Source organism: Victivallis vadensis (genome assembly GCF_003096415.1).
Lineage (GTDB): Bacteria > Verrucomicrobiota > Lentisphaeria > Victivallales > Victivallaceae > Victivallis > Victivallis vadensis.
Map to the genome: position 1 here is coordinate 13527 of NZ_QEKH01000005.1, position 18412 is coordinate 31938.

Genomic DNA, 18412 nt, shown 5'->3' on the forward strand with positions numbered 1-18412 from the left:
TTACTTCACGTTGACCGCCCGCAGCAGCGAGCCGTTGTTCACGAAGGTCTGGCCGGTCACCACGAAACGCTCCTTCAGCAGCTCGGCGGCATTCACCACTTCGCAGTATTTGCCGTCCACGATGCCGCGCACCACGTCGAAGCTCTTCGCGCGGTTGTCCTTGCCGGCCGCGTAGACGATGTACCGGTCGTTCGCCCGGAGCAAAAGCGCATCGGCCGGCAGCCCGTAGGCCTCTTTCTCCTCAAGAATCAGATTCAGGTCGCACAAGGTGCCGCTGACCAGCGAGATATCCGGCGGGACCAGCACCTTGAGCTTGAACGTGCGGCTTTCCGGATCGATGCTCGGCGCCTTGTAAGTCACCACCCCCTGCCCTTTTTCCACGCCGTCGAGCGCGAACCGCACCGGCGTCTTCCCGGCGGCGACCTGATCGTAATAGACGGAACTGATATAGCAGATCACCTCAAGCTGTTTCTGGTTTTCCAGCTTCAGGATCTGCTGCCCCGCAGTCACATACTCGTTTTCCTCGACGTACTTGTCGGCGACGACACAGTCGAAGGGGGCGTGCAGCACGGAGTCATCCAGATTTTTCCGCGCGATGGTCAGGTTGCCCTGCGCCTGTTTGAGCTGGGCTTCGGCGTTGATCACGGCGGCCTTGGCGCTCTTCACATCCATCTCAGCCTTTTTATAGGTGGTTTCGTAGGTTTCGAATTCGGTCTGGCTGGTCGCCTTGGACTGCCACAGCGTCAGGAAACGTTCGTAGTCCAGAATCGCCTTGCGTTCGGAAATCTCGGCGCTCTCCAGCATGAACCTGGCGCTCTCCAGCTCCGCCTGCTTGACCTTGATCTCATCCTCGCGGACCGTCACCTGATTCTTCAGGATCTGCCGGTCGATGCCGAACAGCACATCCCCTTTTTTCCGGCTGTCGCCCTCATCCACTTTCAGCAGCTCCAGCGTGCCGCTGATTTTGGCGGAAATCGTCGCATATTCGACCGGCCAGACGGTGCCCTGCACCGGAATCTGCCGCCGGAAAACGCGCTTCTGCAATGGTTCGAGCGTCACGCGCACCTCGCGCTCCGCGACCGCTTTGGATTTTTTTTCAGTACAGCCGCCGGCGAAGCCCAATACGACTCCTGCCAGTACCGTACAGGCCAGTGAATCGAAAAATCTGTTCATGTGTCCCCCCGTTATTCTGGTTTTCAAATCTGTCCGCAGATAAGGTAACACGGGGGAAACGGGTTGCAACAGCCTTGACCGAATTCTGACAAAATACTGATTTCAGCGCGACAAACCGGGATTTCGCCTTTGGCGACCAAGGCGCTTCGCCCCTGCACCCCGACCGGCAAGGTGCCGGCGCCGGGTACGAGATCCGGGAAAGGCGTTTCGCCTTTCCCTCCGGGAGGGGGGAGCCCTGATGGAGACAGGCATGGTTGTACAGGAGCGGCACACCGCTCCGGTCGGCGCAAAGCCTGCTTTTTTGCAGGCTTTAGGCACTCCCTGCGCCTGCTGCCGCCGGAGGTCACGCTCGGAACTTCCAGATGCTGACCGGGTAATAGAAAGATACCCTGATGGAGGCTGATAAGAGTTTGTCTGCCGATATACGCAAAGCGAGGTCAGGCAACAATGCAATTGTCATATCACAGGCAAGCATATCTTTGAGTACGAGCCTTACTGGATCTTACCTGTAGGAAAAGATAAGTAGAGTTCAGCCTCCATGAGAGTAATTTCACATCAGATGGTCAGCATCTGGAAGTTCCGAGCGTGACCTCCGGCGGCAGCAGGCGCAGGGAGTGCCTGGAGCCTGCAAAAAAGCAGGCTCTGTGCCGACCGGAGCGGTGTGCCGCTCAGGTACCCGCTTGCCTGTCCACAGTAGAGTCTCCCCCACCCGGAGGGAAAACCGGAACGGTTTTCCCGGCTCTAAGTACCCGGCGCCGGCACCTTGCCGGTCGGGGTGCAGGGGCGAAGCGCCCTGCTCGCCAAAGGCGAAATCCCACTTCAGGAAACTTGCACACGGCATTCATTGAATTGAGAAACTGAACCTTCAACGGATCACAGACTCCTGAAACATGCCGGCACCGGACGGGTTTCCGTGAAACTCCGGGGCGCAACTTTCTTTTTCGGGAAAACGTGCTATATTACATTCAATTTATCTATCACCTGTTTTGTTCCGGCCGGTTCGGCGCGGAATTCATCTCTTGAGGAAAGGATCGATTATCACTATGAAACCGCTGATCATCGCCGGCAGGGAATTCACCTCCCGGCTGTTCCTCGGCACCGGCAAATTCTCCTCCAACGCGGAGCTTTCCGCCGCGATTCAGGCTTCCGGCACCGAACTTGTCACCGTCGCGCTCCGCCGGGTCGAAATCGGCAAAGAGGGGCAGGACGAGGATATTCTCGCCGCCGTTCCCGCCGGCGTCAAGGTGATGCTGAACACCTCCGGCGCGCGCACCGCCGAGGACGCGGTCCGCATCGGCAAGATCGCCCGCGCCGCCGGATACGACTGGATCAAGCTCGAAATCCACCCCGATCCGAACTACCTGCTGCCCGATCCCGTCGAAACCTACAAGGCGGCGGTCGAACTGGTCGCGATGGGCTTTACCGTACTGCCCTACATCAACGCCGACCCGGTGCTTGCGAAGCGGCTGGAAGAGGCGGGCGTCGCGGCGGTGATGCCGCTCGGCTCCCCGATCGGCAGCAACCGCGGCATCGAAACCGAGGCGATGCTGCGCATCATCATCGAACAATCCAATCTGCCGGTCGTGGTCGACGCCGGGCTCGGCCTGCCCTCCCACGCCGGACACGCGATCGAACTCGGCGCCTCCGCCGTGCTGGTCAACAGCGCGGTCGCGGCAGCGGGCGATCCGGCGGCGATGGCCGGAGCCTTCGCGGCGGCGGTCAAGGCTTCCGAAGCCGCCCTGACGGCCCGGCCGGCCGCGGTGCTCGACCGCGCTTGCGCCACCAGCCCGATGGACAGCTTCAACGCGGTGGTGTAATCATGAAAATGCTCCCCTACAGCAACTTCACCGCCGAGGAGATCGACGGCTACATCAGAAGCGTGAAGCCCGAACAGGTGAAGCGTTCGCTGTCGCAGGCCGAACACAAGTTCACCGATTTCCTGCACTTCATCAGCCCGGCAGCAGCGGACCTGCTGCCGGAGATGACCGAGGTTTCGGCGCGGATCAAGCGCCGCCATTTCGGCAACACGGTGCGCACGTTCGCTCCGCTGTACATCTCCAGTTACTGCATGAACAACTGCGTCTACTGCGGCTTCCGCAAATCTTACGACTATCCGCGCCGCCGCCTCTCCTTCGACGAGGTGTTGAACGAGGCGCGGATCATCCGCGACATGGGCCATGAGAGCCTGCTGCTGATCACCGGCGAGGACGCGAAGATTTCGCCGGACTTCACCGCCGATCTGATCCGGGTGCTGAAAAACGATTTCGCCTATATCAACATCGAATATTATCCGATGACCGAACCGTCGTACCGCAAGCTCTACGAAGCGGGCTGCCACGGACTGACCATCTTCCAGGAGACCTACGATCCCGAGCTTTACCCGTCGTTCCACCCCTCCGGGCCGAAGGCGAACTACCAGTTCCGGCTGAACGCGCTGGCCGAGGGCGGCAAGGCGGGTTTCTACAACCTCGGGATGGGCGCGCTGCTCGGGCTGAATCCGAACTGGCGGCTCGAAGCCTCCAACATGGCGGTCCACGGGCTGTGGATCAGGAAGCACTTCTGGAAGAGCCATCCGCAGTTCAGCTTCCCGCGGATCACTCCGACCAAGTGGGGCTATAACGTGCCCGCGCCGCTTTCCGACCACGACCTCGAACAGATGATACTGGCTTTCCGGCTCGCGTTCCACGAGGCGGACCTGATCCTCTCCACCCGCGAGAAGCCGGAGTTCCGGCTGCGGATGGCCGAATCGGCGGTCAGCCACCTCTCCGCCGGTTCGCAGGTCGATCCGGGCGGCTATCAGGACCACCTCGACGGCAAGAACCTCGGCCAGTTCTCGATGAACGACCAGTCCAGCGTCGAGCAGGTCTGCGCCGGAATCCGCAAGCACGGCATGGTGCCGGTATTCAAGGATTGGGACCGCTCTTTCCAATGATCTATTGCGATTTCAACGCCACGGCGCCGTGCCGGCAGCCGGTGATTGACGCGATGCTCCCGTTTTTCCGGGAGGAGTTCGGCAATCCCGCCAGCCGTCACGGATTCGGCCTGCGGGCGTTGGAGGCGGTCGAACAGGCCGCGGCACAGGTCGCCCGGCGCATCGGAGCGGAAGTTGACGAGCTGGTTTTCACCAGCGGCGCCACCGAGAGCAACAACACCGTACTGCAGGGGGCGGGCAGGCGCGGCCTCCTGATCTCCCGGCATGAACACGCTTCGATCTACCGCCCTGCCCGGTCGCTCGGCGCCCGGCTGACCGATCCGGCGGAATTGGAGGAAGTCCTGAAGGACGGCGCAAGGCTGGTCGCCTTCAATCTCGCCTGCCACGAAACCGGCGAACTGCTCGCCGGCGTTCCCGAATTGGCGCGGCGGATTCACGCCGCCGGGGCGCTGTTCCACCTCGACGCGACGCAGGCAGCCGGTAAGATTCCGGTGGACGTGCATGAACTGGATTGCGATTTCCTGAGTTTTTCCGCCCACAAGCTCGGCGGCCCGAAAGGGGTCGGGGCGCTCTATATCCGCTCCGGCGTGGAGCTTCCGCCGCTGATCGACGGCGGCGGCCAGCAGCGGGGGCGGCGTTCCGGCACATTGAATGTGCCGGGCATCGTCGGTTTCGGCGCCGCCGCACGGCTGGCCGATCCCGCAAGGTTTTCTTCCTGCGCGCGGGACCGCTTTGAAGAGCTGCTCGCGGCCTCCGGCCTCCCGTTTGAACTGATCGCGACGGACCGCCCCCGCCTCCCCGGCACTTCGCTGGTTTCATTGCCCGGAGAGGATGCCGGGAAACTGGTGGACGCGCTCTACGCCGCCGGAGTCGCGGCCTCGGCGGGCAGCGCCTGTTCCGGCCGCGGCTCGGAGCCGTCGCGGCTTCTGCTGGACCTCGGATATCCGGCGCTGACCGCGGCCGGGGCGGTCCGCTTCTCCTTCGGCGCGGAGTCCTCCATCGCGGAGGCGGAGGAAGCCGCCGCCGCTTTCATTCGTATTATTCAAGCAACCAACCGCAAAGGAGTGGTCGATGTCAACGCTTACCGATGAAATCAAACGCCTCAAGGAGGAGCGCCATGCGGTGATCCTCGCCCACAACTATGTCCGGCCCGAAGTACAGGATATCGCCGACTTCACCGGAGACTCCCTCGAACTGAGCATCAAGGCGAAAGCCGTGAACGCTGAAGTGATCGTCTTCTGCGGCGTGCGTTTCATGGCCGAAACCGCCAAGCTGCTGTCGCCGCAGTCGATGGTGCTGCTGCCCAATTCCGACGCGGGCTGCCCAATGGCGGACATGGCCGATCCCGAACCGGTCGCCAACTACCGCAAGGCTCATCCCGACGCGATCTTCGTCGCCTACGTGAACAGCACCGCCGCCGTCAAGGCGCAGGTCGACATCTGCTGCACCTCCGGCAATGCGGAAAAGATCATTCAATCCCTGCCGAAAGACCGCGAGATTCTGTTCCTGCCCGACCGCAACCTCGGCGGCAACATCTCCGGCAAACTCGGCGTCGATATGGACCTGTGGCCCGGCTTCTGCCCGACCCACAACCGCGTCACCGTCGAAATGATCGAAAAGGCCCGCGCCGCCGCCCCGGACGCGCTGGTGCTGGTCCACCCCGAATGCACCCCGGAAGTCGTCGCCGCCGCCGATCAGGCCCTCAGCACCGGCGGCATCCTCAAATTCGTGCGCGAATCCAACGCGAAGCGGTTCATCATCGGCACCGAGGCGGGAATCCTGCACCGGCTCCGCAACGAAAATCCGGGCAAGGAGTTTCTGCCGCTTCAGCCTGAAATGATCTGCCCGAATATGAAGAAGATCACTCTTGAAGACGTCGCCCGTTCGCTGCGCGATCTCACCGAACAGATCGAAATCGCCCCTGAACTGCGCGAAGCCGCCGTCCGCCCGATTCTCCGGATGCTCGAAGTCAAGTAATTCCCGGCGATGCCTCCGGCGGCCGGGGGCGCTTCGCCCCCCGGTCGGGGTCAAGGGACGAAGTGCCCTTGCCACCGGAGGTAATTTGTGCGCGCAGCGCCCAGCTACCGGAGCCTGATTGAAAATCAGGCCGCGTAGCGCACAAGGTCTGCCGCCCGACAGGGCGGGCAGACCCGCCTGCCGCGAATGCGGCATGGCTTCCCCGGGACTTTGCCCCGGGGTAATAGATTGGCTCTATGGGCAGTACTCCGCACCGGCACGTTGCCGGTCGGGATCAAGGGATGAAGTGCCCTTGCCGCCGGAGGTAATTTGTGCGCATAGCGCACAAGGCCCGCCGCTTTCGCGGCAGGCTTTCCCCCGCGATCTGCCTCCGGTTACAGACGCACCAGCACTGAATACTTGTAGTTGAGCTTCAGTTCTTCGCCGGGCTTGAGTTCGACTTCCCATTCAAGGCGGTTGCGCTGGTTCACCGAATAGATGCCGCGTTCGGGCATGCTGCGTTTCGGGTTGCCGTCGGCTGAAATCAGTTCGCCGGAGAATTCGAGGTTGACCAGCACCCTGGCGTTGCTCTGGCGGTAATTCTTCAGCGTGAGTTCGCCGATCACTTCGGGCTTGCGGTAGGTGTATCCGGCAAGAACGATCCGTTCTTCGTTGATCCGCTTCAGGCTCGAATCCGCTTTCGGAACTCCGGCGGCTTCATATTCGACCGCCTTGCCGACGACGGTCAATGCTTTGGTGATCTTCACGACCGTGCTTTCGCCGGGGTTGACCCAGCCGGTTTCGGACTGGCCGAGCACCTTGTCGCCGTCCACGATTTCAACCGGGCTGGAGGTGATCGCGCGCTCGAAGGGGTTCTTGAAACGGACCGCATCCCACAGTTCGCCGGAAGCGGTCTGGCTGTCGCGGTTCAGCGGGCGGCCGTATTCGTTGCGGTTGTCGGGGATGTTCCACTCGACCAGCCGCTCGTAGGAGGCTTCGGCGGAAGCCAGCGGCAGATAGAGCGCGTCGCCCGCCGCCAGCGTGACCTTGCCCGCCGGAGTGATCTGGATGTCCTCGGTGGCGCCGGATTCCGGCAACGGAGAAAGCCCTTTGCTTTTGGCCGAAACAGGCAAAGCTTCATACACCCGCGCCTGATTCATCATCATGGAACTGTCACGAGCGTATCCCATACCGCCGGAAAGCTGGCTGAAGAAGGTGTTCAGGTCGAATTTGGTCGACATCGGGCTGGTCACATCGGCGCAGCGGATGTTCGGGAAACCGGAAACCAGATTCACATTCACATCCTTGAGGTCGGCCAGCTCGTTGCTGATCACGGCGGACTGGTCGATTTGGAGCTTCGCCTCCGGCCCCAGCGCAAGCCGGTAGGAAGGCGCCCAGGTGACGCCGCGCGTCAGGTAGTTGATGTACATCGGCCCCGCCATCTTGATCCGGGAATTGAAGAGCCATACCGGACGTTCGACTTCGAGGGTTTCGCGGATCGAAGCCGCCTGAATGGAGGCGATCCGGCCGGTCTGGAAGGTCACGAGTTCGCCGGAATTCAGCTTCAGCGTCAGGAAAGGCTGCACGTAAATCTGTTCCTGCCGGTTCCCGAACCGCTTCGGCGGCCGGGCCTTGACCGGATTCACCACAGTTCCGGTCAGCGTCTGGGCGGGCTGATTGCCGTAACTCTGAAGTTCGACGGTCACGCGGCAGTTCTCGTAGGTCGCGGTGAAGTTGTTGAACGGTTGATAGTTCGGCGTGGAAAGCCTGCGGTTGACCCGCGCCACGGTCAGGCCGTCGGCAGGACTGAACCACAGCGTTCCGTGCAGCGGCTCGATCTCCTCGTCGACGAGGAACGGGCCGGGGCCGGGCTTCGCGACGCGCTCGACCACGGCAAGGCCGTTCTTGAAAAGCGTAAGTCCGGTGATCGGCGCCGGAACGATCGGTTCGACCGCCGCCGCCAGCGCCGTGACGCCGCAGCAAAGAAGTGACAGATAACTTTTATTCATGGTTTACCTCCTCAGGTTGTTGGTTCCTATCCTCTAACATAGCCGCATCCGGCGAAAATTTGTCAAAACAATGAAAAACGATTGTAAAAAGATTGTAAAAGCGTTATGGTAATATATTCCGTTTGCCGGAAATGTAAAGCCGGAAACCGGGAACAGCAATACAGCAAATAAGGGAAACAAAGCGATGCTCAAGGTCGTGCAATGCTGGGACGACGGAGTCTACACCGATCTCCGCCTGACGGAACTTCTCCGCAAATACAACGCCAAGGCGACATTCAATCTCAATCCGGGCTTTCTCGCCGACGAACCGGTCAAGCCCTTCTGGCAGCCGTTGAACCACGTCGGCTGGAGTCACCACGGCTTCGCCGGAGGCCGGGTCGGGCGGAAACAGCTGCGCGAAATCTATGACGGCTTTCAGGTGGCTTCCCACTGTTTCCGGCACGAGGTGGCCGGAAGCGTGCCGGACGACGTGTTTTTCAAGGCCGCCCTCGACGCCCGGAACTTTCTCGAAGAGCTGTTCGAGCGGGAGTGCCGCGGCTTCGCGTGGCCCTGCGGCGCGTTCACGCCGTCCACCGTCAGGGGACTGCGCGAACTCGGTTTCGCCTATGGCCGCACCACCCGCAACACCGACGATGTGGCCGCGTGCCAGGAACCGATGACGCTCGACTCCTCCTGCCACTTTCAGGCGTGCGATTTCATGCAGAAATACGAACACGCGAAGCAGACCGGCGTTTTCTACTTCTGGGGGCACAGCTACGAGATGTACGAATACGATCCGCTCTGGGAACAGCTTGAAGCGAAGATCCGTTATATCAGCGAAGATCCCGACGCCGTCTGGGCCGATGTGATCGACATCGTGCCGGAATGCGGCCGCTGACCGGCAACGTGCCGGAGCGGAGAGCTGCCAATAGAGCCAATAAACTGATAGATAGTAATCCCGGCCGCCGGAGGCATCAGCCGATGCGCAGCCGGGCGGCGGAAGCGGCGAGATCCACGGCGCTCAGCGTCACCTTGACCGTTTCGCCCAGTGCGATCCTGCCGCCGAACCGGTTCTTGAATTCGTAGGCCAGTTCCGGGATCACGAAGGTCAGCCGGTCGTCCTGACGGAAAGCGAGGATCGCCTCGCCGCTCCACTCCGGATGCTGGTCGAGATAGACCAGAGTCCAGAACTCGTTGGCGGAGCGCTCCAGCTTGCGCCGGATCAGCGCGGCGGCTTCGCTGGTGAACAGGCGCGCTTCAAGTTCGTCGGAGGTGAAAAGCTCCTCTCCCTTCAAGTGTTTGCGCAACTGCTGGTGCGCGAGCAGATCGGCGTAGCGGCGCAGCGGGCTGGTCACGCGCACATAGGGTTCGAGTCCAAGCCCGGAGTGCTTTCCGGCGACGGTCTGCACCACGCTCGGCGCGCAGGCCTTGCGCAATGCGTACATATCCGTGAAGGAGGTGCCGCGCTCTTCAATCTCCGGCGGCGGCTGCACCACGAAAGGCAGCGCAATGTCATGGGCTTCGGCGTATTTTGCGACCGCGGAACCGGCGGCCAGCATCGCATTGGCGACCAGTTCGCGCTCTCTGGTGATCGCGCAGGGGGAAATTTTCACCTCGCCGTCGACGACCCGGATTTTGACTTCGGGAAGCTGGATGAACAACGCCCCCTCGGCGCGGCGCTTCTCCTTGAAACGTTCAAGTTCGGCGCGGAGGCTCGCCAGCGGCTCCTCCTCCCAGTGAGCGGCGGCGGATTCGTAGGTGAGCCGTTCAGCGCGGATGGTGGAAAGCTCGATCTTTTCCAATACCGCCTCCCCCTCCGGGGTGATGCGGATTCCGAAACTCATCGCCGGGCTGATCTCCTGCAATCCCAATCCGAAAATATCGGTGGCCTCCGGCGGCAGCATGTGGCTGATCCGCTCAGGCAGATAGAGGTTCTCGCCGCGCTCGCGCGCTTCGAGATCGGCGGGGGAATCCGGCGTGACCACCGCCGCCGGATCGGCGACGTGCACCCAGACCAGCCCGTCCGCAAAACCGACCGCGTCGTCGGGATCGTTGCTCCCTTCGTCGTCGATCGCATAGGAGACCATGCCGGTCAGGTCGGCGCGCTTTTCCTCCGGCAGCGGCCCAAGCGGAATCGCCGGATTGTCGGGCGCGACATCGAACCGGGCCGGCCACGGATCAACCTGATTGTCCCAGACGCCGAGTTTCAGCAGCAGTGCGTGCGCCTTTTCCGGCGTCGCTTCCATGCCGAGGTCGCGCAGCAATTTGCTGGACGGGGCCTTGCCGAATGCGACCTGTTCGATTTCACGCAGGCTGGTGCGGTCATCGGGAGTGACGGCGCCGTTGCGGATGCGCTCAAGCAGGGCTTCGCGGGCGGCCTTTTCCTCGGCTTTGGCCCGTTGCGCGGCCAGCGCGGCGGCGACTTCCTCCGGGTTGCGCCCGGTGACTCCGGCGGCGGGCGAACCGGTGAAATAGGTGCCATCGGCCAGCGCCTGCACGGCGGCCCACGCGGCTCCGGCGGTATTGCTGCCGTAAGCCAGTTCGACAAACTCTCCGAAAGGAAGCGTTTCGCCCTCGGTCAATTCGAGGATCTCGGCGAAATCCGGCTCTTTCGGAGCGGCGGGCGGCAGCGACGCGACCGGCCCCGGATGGATCACTTCAATATCTTTGGGGCGGACGCTTTTGGCGGAACCGCCTTCGATGCGGATGTCGATCTTGTCTTTGTTGATCGCGGTGATCACGGCGGCTTTGCCGTGATAGAGGGCGAGCGCGCCGGTATTCAAATGCTGCATAGGATTGATCTCTTTCTGTAAAACATCCGTTACAATACTGGGCAGAGGCAAGTTTGTCAAATAATTCCCGGCCGGAAGGGTGGAAAAATCCCGCCGCGGCTGTATGGTAAGGAAAATATCCACAGAAAGGGCCTTTGAATCATGTTCCACGTCGTCGATCATCCTTGCGTCAAGGCGAAACTGACCATTCTGCGCGACCGCGCGACCGGTTCCAAACAGTTCCGCGAATGTGTCGAGGAGATCACCGCCTTCATCGCCTACGAGGCGCTGAAGAATCTGGAGGTGGAAACCGTCCCGGTGGAGACACCGATCGCCTCCGCCACCGGCTACCGGATCAGGAACGACGTGGTGATCGTGCCGATTCTGCGCGCCGGAATGGGGATGCTCGACGGGCTGCTGCGGCTGGTGCCGGATGCGAAAGTCGGCTTCGTCGGCCTCGAACGCGACCATGAAACCAAACTGCCGCACGAATACTACTGCAAGCTGCCCGCGGCCGGGCCGGATTCGGTCGCGGTGGTGGTCGACCCGATGCTGGCGACCGGCGGCTCGCTGGCGGCGGCGATCGATCTTCTGAAGCGCGAGGGGTTCCGGCAGATTCTGGTGCTGGCCATCGTGAGCAGCCCGGAGGGGCGCGACGCGATCGAAGCAACTTCGCCGGAGGTCAAGGTCTACACCGGCTGCCTCGACGCCGGGCTGAACGAAAACAAATACATCGTGCCCGGCCTCGGCGACGCCGGCGACCGCATCTACGGCACGCTTTGAAACTCCCCGGCCGCGTTCCGCCGTTTCGACAAACCGCAAGCCGCGCTTCAGCCGCCGAAGCAGTTCCGGCGCTTTGCCTCCATCCGGGCGAAATCGACCGCGCCGCCGCTGGCGGTCGGCGAGAGCAGATTGTAATAGCTCGACACGCTGCCCAGCTCCAATGCTTCACGCAGCGGGCGGTTGCGGTACAGTGCGTAGATCACCCCGGCGGCGAAGGCGTCCCCGGCACCGTTGGTTCCGACGATCCGGGCGCGCTCCAGTTCGCACGACGGAACGGTCAGGAAGTTTCCCTGTCTGTCCAGCGCCGCCGCCCCTTCCGGGTAGTGCAGCACCACCAGTGAATTCACACCGCCCGCCATCAGGCACTCCGCCGCCGGGCGCAGCCGGGTTTCATCAAGAGAACCATCCGTTTTCCGCACCGGTTTCCCGAGACAGCAGGCCGCCTCCAGCTCGTTGATGATCAATATGTCGATCTGCGGCAACGCTAGGCAGACCGTTTTCGCGAACTTTTCAGGGGCCTCCGACACGAAGTCCACCACGGTTTCGCAGCCGTTCCGCCGCATCGCCGCCAGCACCCGCGCCGCTCCGGTGCCGAACCGCGGTTCCGGCGCGTCCAGCCGGTCCAGCAGCAGCAAATAGCCCAGGTAGAAGAAGCGGGCCGGAAGCCCGATCCGTTCCAGATCCTCCGGGGCGAGTTCGGCGTTGGCTCCCCGGCAGTGGAAGAACGTCCGCCTGCCCTCCCCCGACATCACGTCGGTATAGCCGGTCGGAGCGGCGGCCGAACGGGCCATGAAACGGTCGTCGATCCCGCGGCGGCGGATTTCGGCGAGCAGGAAATCGCCGTCCGCATCCGCCCCGATCCGTCCCGCCGCGTACAGCGGCAGCGCCGGGTCCATCGCCGCCAGGTCGAACAGCACATTGCAGGGGCCGCCTCCGCCCGCCTGCTCTTCCGCGAGGATATTGCACAGATTCCCCTCGCCCGGCCAGCGGTCGATGGTCTTGACCTTGTCCAGAATCCAGTTGCCCGCGCCGATGATTCCGTCACGCATGATCCGCCTCCGTCACGAATTTGCGGTAATCCGCCGCCGGAATCCACTCCGGCGGCTCATCCTCCTCGACCGGATCGAACCGGATCACCCCGTCGAGGAAGCAGTTGTCGTTTTCGTCGTCGTTGACCATCGACACCTCGCCGACCAGCACCTCCCCCCTGCCCGGCTCCCCGTAGAAGCGGTGGGCGTGAATCGATTCGAGGCAGACGCTTTCGCCGGGAGTCAGGATCAGTTTCTCCCCCGGCTCCATCGTGCGGCGCAGGCCGTTCACGCTGATCGGGAAGCTGCCGGAAACCAGCCGGTTCCGGGTCGGATCGGCGTGGTAAAGCTCGACCACCAGGTTGCCGCCGCCGCGGTTGATGATGTCCTCGCACTTCTTCCAGTGGAAGTGGCACGGGGTGACCTGATTTTCGCGGACCATCATGATCTTTTCCGCATAAGGTTTGCGGTAGCGCCCGTCTCCGGCCCTGCCGTTGCGCAGCGTGAAGAGCAGCAGCCCGGTCCGCAGGAAGTCCGGGCCGCCGAACGCGGTCACGTCCCATCCGAGCTGGAGGTCGAAAATCTCCGCCGCGTCCGCCGCCTCTTTCTGCCAATCCTCCCGCGTGAAAAACGCGAACGGCGGCAGCTTGAATCCCATCCGGTCGAAAAACGCGATGCCCTCCCGGATGCGGAGGTTGATTTCGGATCGTTTCATGGCAATCTCCTTTTGGCTTTTTACCATTATTATAGCGGGAAACCGCGGAAAAACTCTTGATTTCTTATCCGCTTATGATATTTTTTTAATATGAAGTACCATTTTGAAACCGTCCTGCCTCCGCCGGGGGCTTCGTTCAGCACCGAACTCAACACGGGGCCGGTGCTGGACTGTTTGTTCCACGTCCATCCGGAGTGCGAACTCACGCTGGTCGAATCCGGCTTCGGCACGCGCTTCATCGGCAGTTCGCTCGAACCCTTTTCGGAGCTGGACCTCGTGCTGATCGGCGGCATGGTGCCGCACCACTACCTGACCCGCGCCGCCGACAGCACCGGGCCGGAGTGGAGCCGCACCCGCACCGTCAAATTCCTGCCCGGCTTCTGCGGCAAAGACCTGCTCGACCGCCCCGAAGCCGCCGCTTTGCGCACATTGCTCGGCGAAGCCGGCCGCGGGCTGCACGTCCCGCCGGAACATGTGCCGGGGCTGCTCGGACCGCTGCGTTCGCTCTTTGACCTCGAAGGACTTCCGAAACTGCTGAAGCTGCTGGAAATTCTCGACGCAATCGCCCGGCTGCCGCTGCGCTCGCTGAATCCGGCCCCGCCCACCGAAGCGGCGCCGCCGCCCGACGAGCGGCTGAACCGGGTGCTCGGCTTCATCCACCGCCGCCTCGACCGGGGGATGCCGGTCACGCTCGCCGAAACCGCCGCCGTCGCCTGCATGACGCCCCCGGCGTTCAGCAGCTACTTCCGCAAGGCGACCCGGCGGCGGTTCATCGAATATATCCTCGGCCTCAAACTGAACCGCGCCGCCCAGCTGCTGATCCGCACCGACCGCTCGGTGCTGGACATCGCGCAGGAGTCCGGTTTCCCCAACCTCTCCAACTTCAACCGCCGTTTTCTCGCGGACAAAGGAGTTTCGCCCCGCGACTACCGCCGCCGCCACCGACGCTCTCTCGCGTAAAAAAGTATCGGAATCGATTAAAAGAAGCAACGCCGCCGCCGCCGTTCCATTGTATATTGTGAAAAAGGACACATTTTATCCGAAAGGCAGCTCTCATGTCACTGGTTTCTCTAAAGGAAGTATTGCAGGATGCGCGGCGGGCGTGCTACGCCGTGCCGATGTTCGACGTCTCCAACGCCGCGATGATCCGCGCGGCGGTCGAAGTCGCCGAGGAGGAGAACTCCCCGGTGATCCTCGCCGCAATTGAACCCGACCTCGTCGGCTCGATGATCGAATACTGGAGCGCCGCCGCCCGGCTCGCCGCATTCCGCTCCAGAGTTCCGGTCGCGATCATGCTCGATCATGCGGCCACGACCGGACTGTGCGTGCGCTGCGCCGACGCCGGCTTTTCCGGCGTGATGCTCGATGCCTCCAGCCGCCCCTTCGATGAAAACATCGCGGCGGTGCGGGAGGTTGCCGGGCTGATGCACCGACGCGGCGTCAGCGTCGAAGCCGAACTCGGCCACGTCGGCGACGCGCAGGCCGTCGGCGGCGAAGGCGAACTCACCGGCAACGCCGGAGCGCACAACGTCTACACCGATCCGGCCTCCGTCGCGGAATTCGTCGAACGCTCCGGCTGCGACGCGCTGGCCGTTTCCATCGGCACCGCCCACGGCGTCTACGTGACCGCCCCCAGACTCGAAATCGGCCTGCTCCGGGAAATCGACGCCGTTTCCCCTGTTCCGCTGGTTCTGCACGGCGGCTCCGGCACCCCGGAGGATCAGTTGCGCAACGCGATCGCCAACGGCATTGCGAAGATCAACATCTGTTCGGAGGTGATGCACGCCTGGCACAAAACCATGCTCGACGAACTGGCCGCCGCCCCGAACCTCTCCTATTGGGACGTGACCGCCTGCGTGAAACCGGAAGCGGCGATCCGCGAAGTGATGCGCGCCAAAATCCGCCTGTTCGGCAGCAATCGCAAATAACAGGGGAGTGCCTCCGGCGGCCGGGGGCGCTTCGCCCCCCCCCCCGGTCCCCCCGACCGGCAAGGTGCCGGCGCCGGGTTCGGCTTTGAATTTTTACTGCGTAAAAATTACAAAACCGGGGGTATTAATAACGGGATGGGTCAGCTCTACCAGCGGTACTTGCCCCCGGGTGCTACCCGGTCGGGTTGCAAGGGCGAAGCGCCTTGCCCGTCGGAGACACTTGTGTGCGCAGCGCCCAGCTGCCGGAGCCTGATTGAAAATCAGGCCGCGTAGCGCACAAGGTCTGCTGCCCGGCAGAGCGGGCAGACCCGCCTGCCTTCAAAACGGCAGGCTTTCCCCGGCGTTACTTGGCCTCCGCCTGCCGGATGGATACGGTTTGAAATTTCAAGGACGATGTAATCCAAGGAGATGCGACGATGAAATTCTACTACTTCAATTCGACTCACTGGGACCGGGAGTGGTATCAGCCGTTTCAGGAGTTCCGCAAGTATCTGGTCGACACCGCGCGGGTGCTGCTGGAAATTTTCGAGCGCGATCCCGACTATCGCCGGTTCACCTTCGACGGGCAGACCATCGTGCTGGAGGATATCTGCGAAATCCGCCCCGACTGGCGGCCGAAGCTGGAGGCGCTGATCCGAGCGGGCAAACTGAACGTCGGCCCGTGGTATGTGATGCCGGATGAGTTCCTGGTCTCCGGCGAGGCGCTGATCCGCAATCTGCTGACTGGGAAAAAGGTCGCCGAAGAATTCGGGCACGCCCCGTGGCCGGTCGGCTACGTGTGCGACATCTTCGGCCATATCGCGCAGCTTCCGCAGATTCTGGCCGGATTCCGGCTCAAAGGTTCCGTCGCGTGGCGCGGCACGGAGGACAAAGGCAGGGAGCACCTGCTCTGGTGGGAAGCGCCCGACGGCACCCGGCTGCCGCATATCAACCTCGGCAAGTGGTGCGGTTACTCCGAATTCACCTTCGACGTGCGCGGCAATCACTCCGCCGAACCGCTGGACGAACAGGCGTTCAAGACCCGGCTCCGGGAATATGTCGAGCGCGACCGCAACCGCTGGAACGGCAGCTTCATCCTCTCCGACGGCTTCGACCATGCCTGTCCGTCGCCGGATACGTCGAAGATGCTGCGCTGGATTCAGGAGGCCTATCCCGACGCCGGGGTGATCCACACCGACTACACCGAGCTTTTCGACCATGAGTTCGGTTGCGCCGAACGCCCGGTGATCCGCGGCGAACAGATCCAGCCCGCCTGTCACGCCGACCACAACGGCTGGCAGATCAGCGCCACGCTCAGTTCGCGTTATGACGTCAAGCAGGGCAACGACCTGTGCCAGAACGAACTTGAACTGCTGCTCGATCCGGCGTTCGCCGCCTTCGCCGCCGCCGGAAAGACCGAGCAGCTCCCGATGTTGAACTACCAGTGGAAACACCTGCTGCAGAACCATGCCCACGACTCCATCTGCGGCTGTTCGATCGACCGGGTGCACCGGCAGATCCTGAGCCGTTTCGAGGAGGTGCGCGACATCGGCCGCACCCTGGTCAAGGAGATTCAGACCACCGACCGCGCCGCACTGCTGAAGCCGGGCGTCGCCGATCCGAACCGCGCCGCCGCCGACGGCTGCTACACGCTGCGGCTCTACAACCCGCTGCCTTTCGAGCTGGATGAGATCCGCGAGGTCGAACTGGTCTTCCCGGCCGACACGGCCTATCCGAAACGGCAGGCTGAGCCGTTCGGCTACGAATTTTTCAACAGCTTCCGGCTGTACGATGAGCAAGGCGGCGAAATCGTCTATCAGCTCAAGTCAATCCGCCGCAACCAGACCTGTTCGTTCCACCGGCAGGATGCGCGCAGTTGCGACCTCTACATGGTCGCATTCCGCACCCGGCTGCGGGCGGCCGGCTGGACCACCGTGCAGCTGCGCCCCTCTGAAGATGTGGTCCGCAGTTTCGCGACGCTTGCCGTCGGGCCGACCTCCGCCGACAACGGACTCCTCCGGCTCGACATCAACCCGGACGGCACCTTCGACCTGACCGACCGTCGCAGCGGGCGCGCTTACCGCAGGCTCAACGACTACCGCATCGACCGCGAAATCGGTGACGGCTGGAACCACGTCCGCCCGGTCGGCAACCGCCGCATCGCCGCCGCGAGCCGCGCCCAGACCGCCTTGGTCTGCGACGGCCCGGAACGGATTCAATTTGAAATCACCCGTCAGTACGAAGTGCCGCAGGAGCTGGAATTCGCCGGGACCATCCACGAATCCTACGCCGGAATCCGCGAGAGCCGCGAATCCGCCACCCTCGAAATCGTGACCACCGTGACCCTCGACCGGAATTCCGAACGGGTCGGCATGCACACCGTCGTGCATAACAACGTGCGCGATTACCGGCTGCAGCTGCTGCTCCCGACCGGCATCGCCGGAGGCGGCTTCGCGGAGCAGGCGTTCGCCTGCCTCGAACGCCCCGACGGCCGCACTCACGGCACCCTCTCCGAACCGTGGCCGGAGCCGGAGATGGTCGAAAAGAACTTCGCCGGGATCATCGGCAAGCGCGACGCGGCGGGCGGCATCGCCTTCCTGAGCCGCGCCGGGCTGCATGAAGCCGGATTCCTCGAAGATGAAAACCGTTCCATCGCGGTCACGCTGCTGCGCGCCTTCCGCCGCACTGTCCAGACCGACGGCGAAACCGACGGCCAGCTCCCCGGAGACCGGGAGTTCGACTACGCGCTCGACCTCTTCCCGGCGGAACGCACGTTTGCGGAGCTGGTCCGGGCGGAACAGAAGCTCCGGGTGGACCTTCCCTCCTACCTGATCGCTTCTGAGCTGGTCGAAAGCAGGCCGGACCAAAGTTTCTTCACCCTTTCCGGCGAGCTGGTTTACTCCGCGCTCAAACCGGCGGAGGACGGCAAACCCGGTTCGGCGGTCCTGCGGCTCTGCAATCCGACGGCCTGCCCGGTCTCCGGGGAGCTCGGCTTTGCCGCGCCTCCGCGCCGCATCGCGCTCTGCCGCCTCGACGAAACGGAAATCGAAGAAGTATCCGGTCTCAACCTGACGTTCCATCCCGGCGAGATCCGCACCCTCCGCCTCGAGTGGGAGTAACCCGCGGTGGCAAACCGGCCCGGGATTTCGTTCCGTCGGC

14 protein-coding genes are annotated in these 18412 nt (G+C 62.9%); 9 read left to right on the forward strand and 5 right to left on the reverse strand.

The window, feature by feature from the left end; genetic code table 11:
- Positions 1-1173: an efflux RND transporter periplasmic adaptor subunit gene (locus C8D82_RS04150; protein ID WP_116883010.1), complete on the reverse strand. Its 1173-nt coding sequence runs from the start codon at positions 1171-1173 to the stop codon at positions 1-3.
- Between the two features lie 1043 nt (positions 1174-2216).
- Between C8D82_RS04150 and C8D82_RS04155 the strand changes: the two genes are divergently transcribed.
- The 4 genes from C8D82_RS04155 to nadA are packed head-to-tail and all read left to right on the forward strand — an operon-like array spanning position 2217 to position 6082.
- The gene (locus C8D82_RS04155; protein WP_116883011.1) at positions 2217-2990 is read left to right on the forward strand and encodes a thiazole synthase; all 774 of its coding nucleotides are present in this window, start codon (positions 2217-2219) and stop codon (positions 2988-2990) included.
- A gap of 2 nt (positions 2991-2992) precedes the next feature.
- Positions 2993-4105, forward strand: a complete 1113-nt coding sequence (locus C8D82_RS04160) for a radical SAM protein (RefSeq protein WP_116883012.1) — start codon at positions 2993-2995, stop codon at positions 4103-4105.
- Positions 4102-5196: a cysteine desulfurase family protein gene (locus C8D82_RS04165; protein ID WP_116883013.1), complete on the forward strand. Its 1095-nt coding sequence runs from the start codon at positions 4102-4104 to the stop codon at positions 5194-5196. Before C8D82_RS04160 ends, C8D82_RS04165 begins: the two co-directional genes overlap by 4 nt.
- Entirely contained in the window at positions 5177-6082 is a 906-nt protein-coding gene (nadA, locus tag C8D82_RS04170) for a quinolinate synthase NadA (RefSeq protein ID WP_116883014.1), read from the forward strand. Before C8D82_RS04165 ends, nadA begins: the two co-directional genes overlap by 20 nt.
- A gap of 374 nt (positions 6083-6456) precedes the next feature.
- Here the strand turns inward: nadA and C8D82_RS04175 are convergent, their stop codons facing one another.
- Positions 6457-8070: a hypothetical protein gene (locus C8D82_RS04175; protein WP_116883015.1), complete on the reverse strand. Its 1614-nt coding sequence runs from the start codon at positions 8068-8070 to the stop codon at positions 6457-6459.
- Between the two features lie 184 nt (positions 8071-8254).
- On the opposite strand from C8D82_RS04175, the gene C8D82_RS04180 reads away from it, so the two are divergent.
- On the forward strand, positions 8255-8947 hold the full coding sequence (locus C8D82_RS04180; protein ID WP_116883016.1) for a polysaccharide deacetylase family protein: 693 nt from the start codon (positions 8255-8257) through the stop codon (positions 8945-8947).
- A gap of 76 nt (positions 8948-9023) precedes the next feature.
- Here the strand turns inward: C8D82_RS04180 and C8D82_RS04185 are convergent, their stop codons facing one another.
- Entirely contained in the window at positions 9024-10841 is a 1818-nt protein-coding gene (locus C8D82_RS04185; protein ID WP_165832821.1) for a ribonuclease catalytic domain-containing protein, read from the reverse strand.
- Between the two features lie 141 nt (positions 10842-10982).
- On the opposite strand from C8D82_RS04185, the gene upp reads away from it, so the two are divergent.
- Positions 10983-11603, forward strand: coding sequence for a uracil phosphoribosyltransferase (upp, locus tag C8D82_RS04190; protein WP_116883115.1), 621 nt, complete (start codon positions 10983-10985; stop codon positions 11601-11603).
- Positions 11604-11650: 47 nt separating this feature from the next.
- On the opposite strand, the gene C8D82_RS04195 is transcribed toward upp, so the two are convergent.
- Positions 11651-12652 (reverse strand): carbohydrate kinase family protein, encoded by a 1002-nt coding sequence (locus C8D82_RS04195; protein ID WP_116883018.1) that lies wholly within the window; start codon positions 12650-12652, stop codon positions 11651-11653.
- Complete coding sequence (locus C8D82_RS04200) at positions 12645-13346, reverse strand: D-lyxose/D-mannose family sugar isomerase (protein ID WP_116883019.1); 702 nt, start codon at positions 13344-13346, stop codon at positions 12645-12647. Before C8D82_RS04200 ends, C8D82_RS04195 begins: the two co-directional genes overlap by 8 nt.
- A 90-nt stretch (positions 13347-13436) precedes the next feature.
- On the opposite strand from C8D82_RS04200, the gene C8D82_RS04205 reads away from it, so the two are divergent.
- The 3 genes from C8D82_RS04205 (at position 13437) to C8D82_RS04215 (ending at position 18372) form a co-directional block, all read left to right on the forward strand.
- Positions 13437-14306: an AraC family transcriptional regulator gene (locus tag C8D82_RS04205; RefSeq protein ID WP_116883020.1), complete on the forward strand. Its 870-nt coding sequence runs from the start codon at positions 13437-13439 to the stop codon at positions 14304-14306.
- Positions 14307-14401: 95 nt separating this feature from the next.
- Entirely contained in the window at positions 14402-15274 is an 873-nt protein-coding gene (locus tag C8D82_RS04210; RefSeq protein ID WP_116883021.1) for a class II fructose-bisphosphate aldolase, read from the forward strand.
- A 416-nt stretch (positions 15275-15690) separates the two neighbouring features.
- On the forward strand, positions 15691-18372 hold the full coding sequence (locus tag C8D82_RS04215) for a glycoside hydrolase family 38 N-terminal domain-containing protein (protein WP_116883022.1): 2682 nt from the start codon (positions 15691-15693) through the stop codon (positions 18370-18372).
- The last annotated feature ends 40 nt before the right edge of the window (positions 18373-18412 follow it).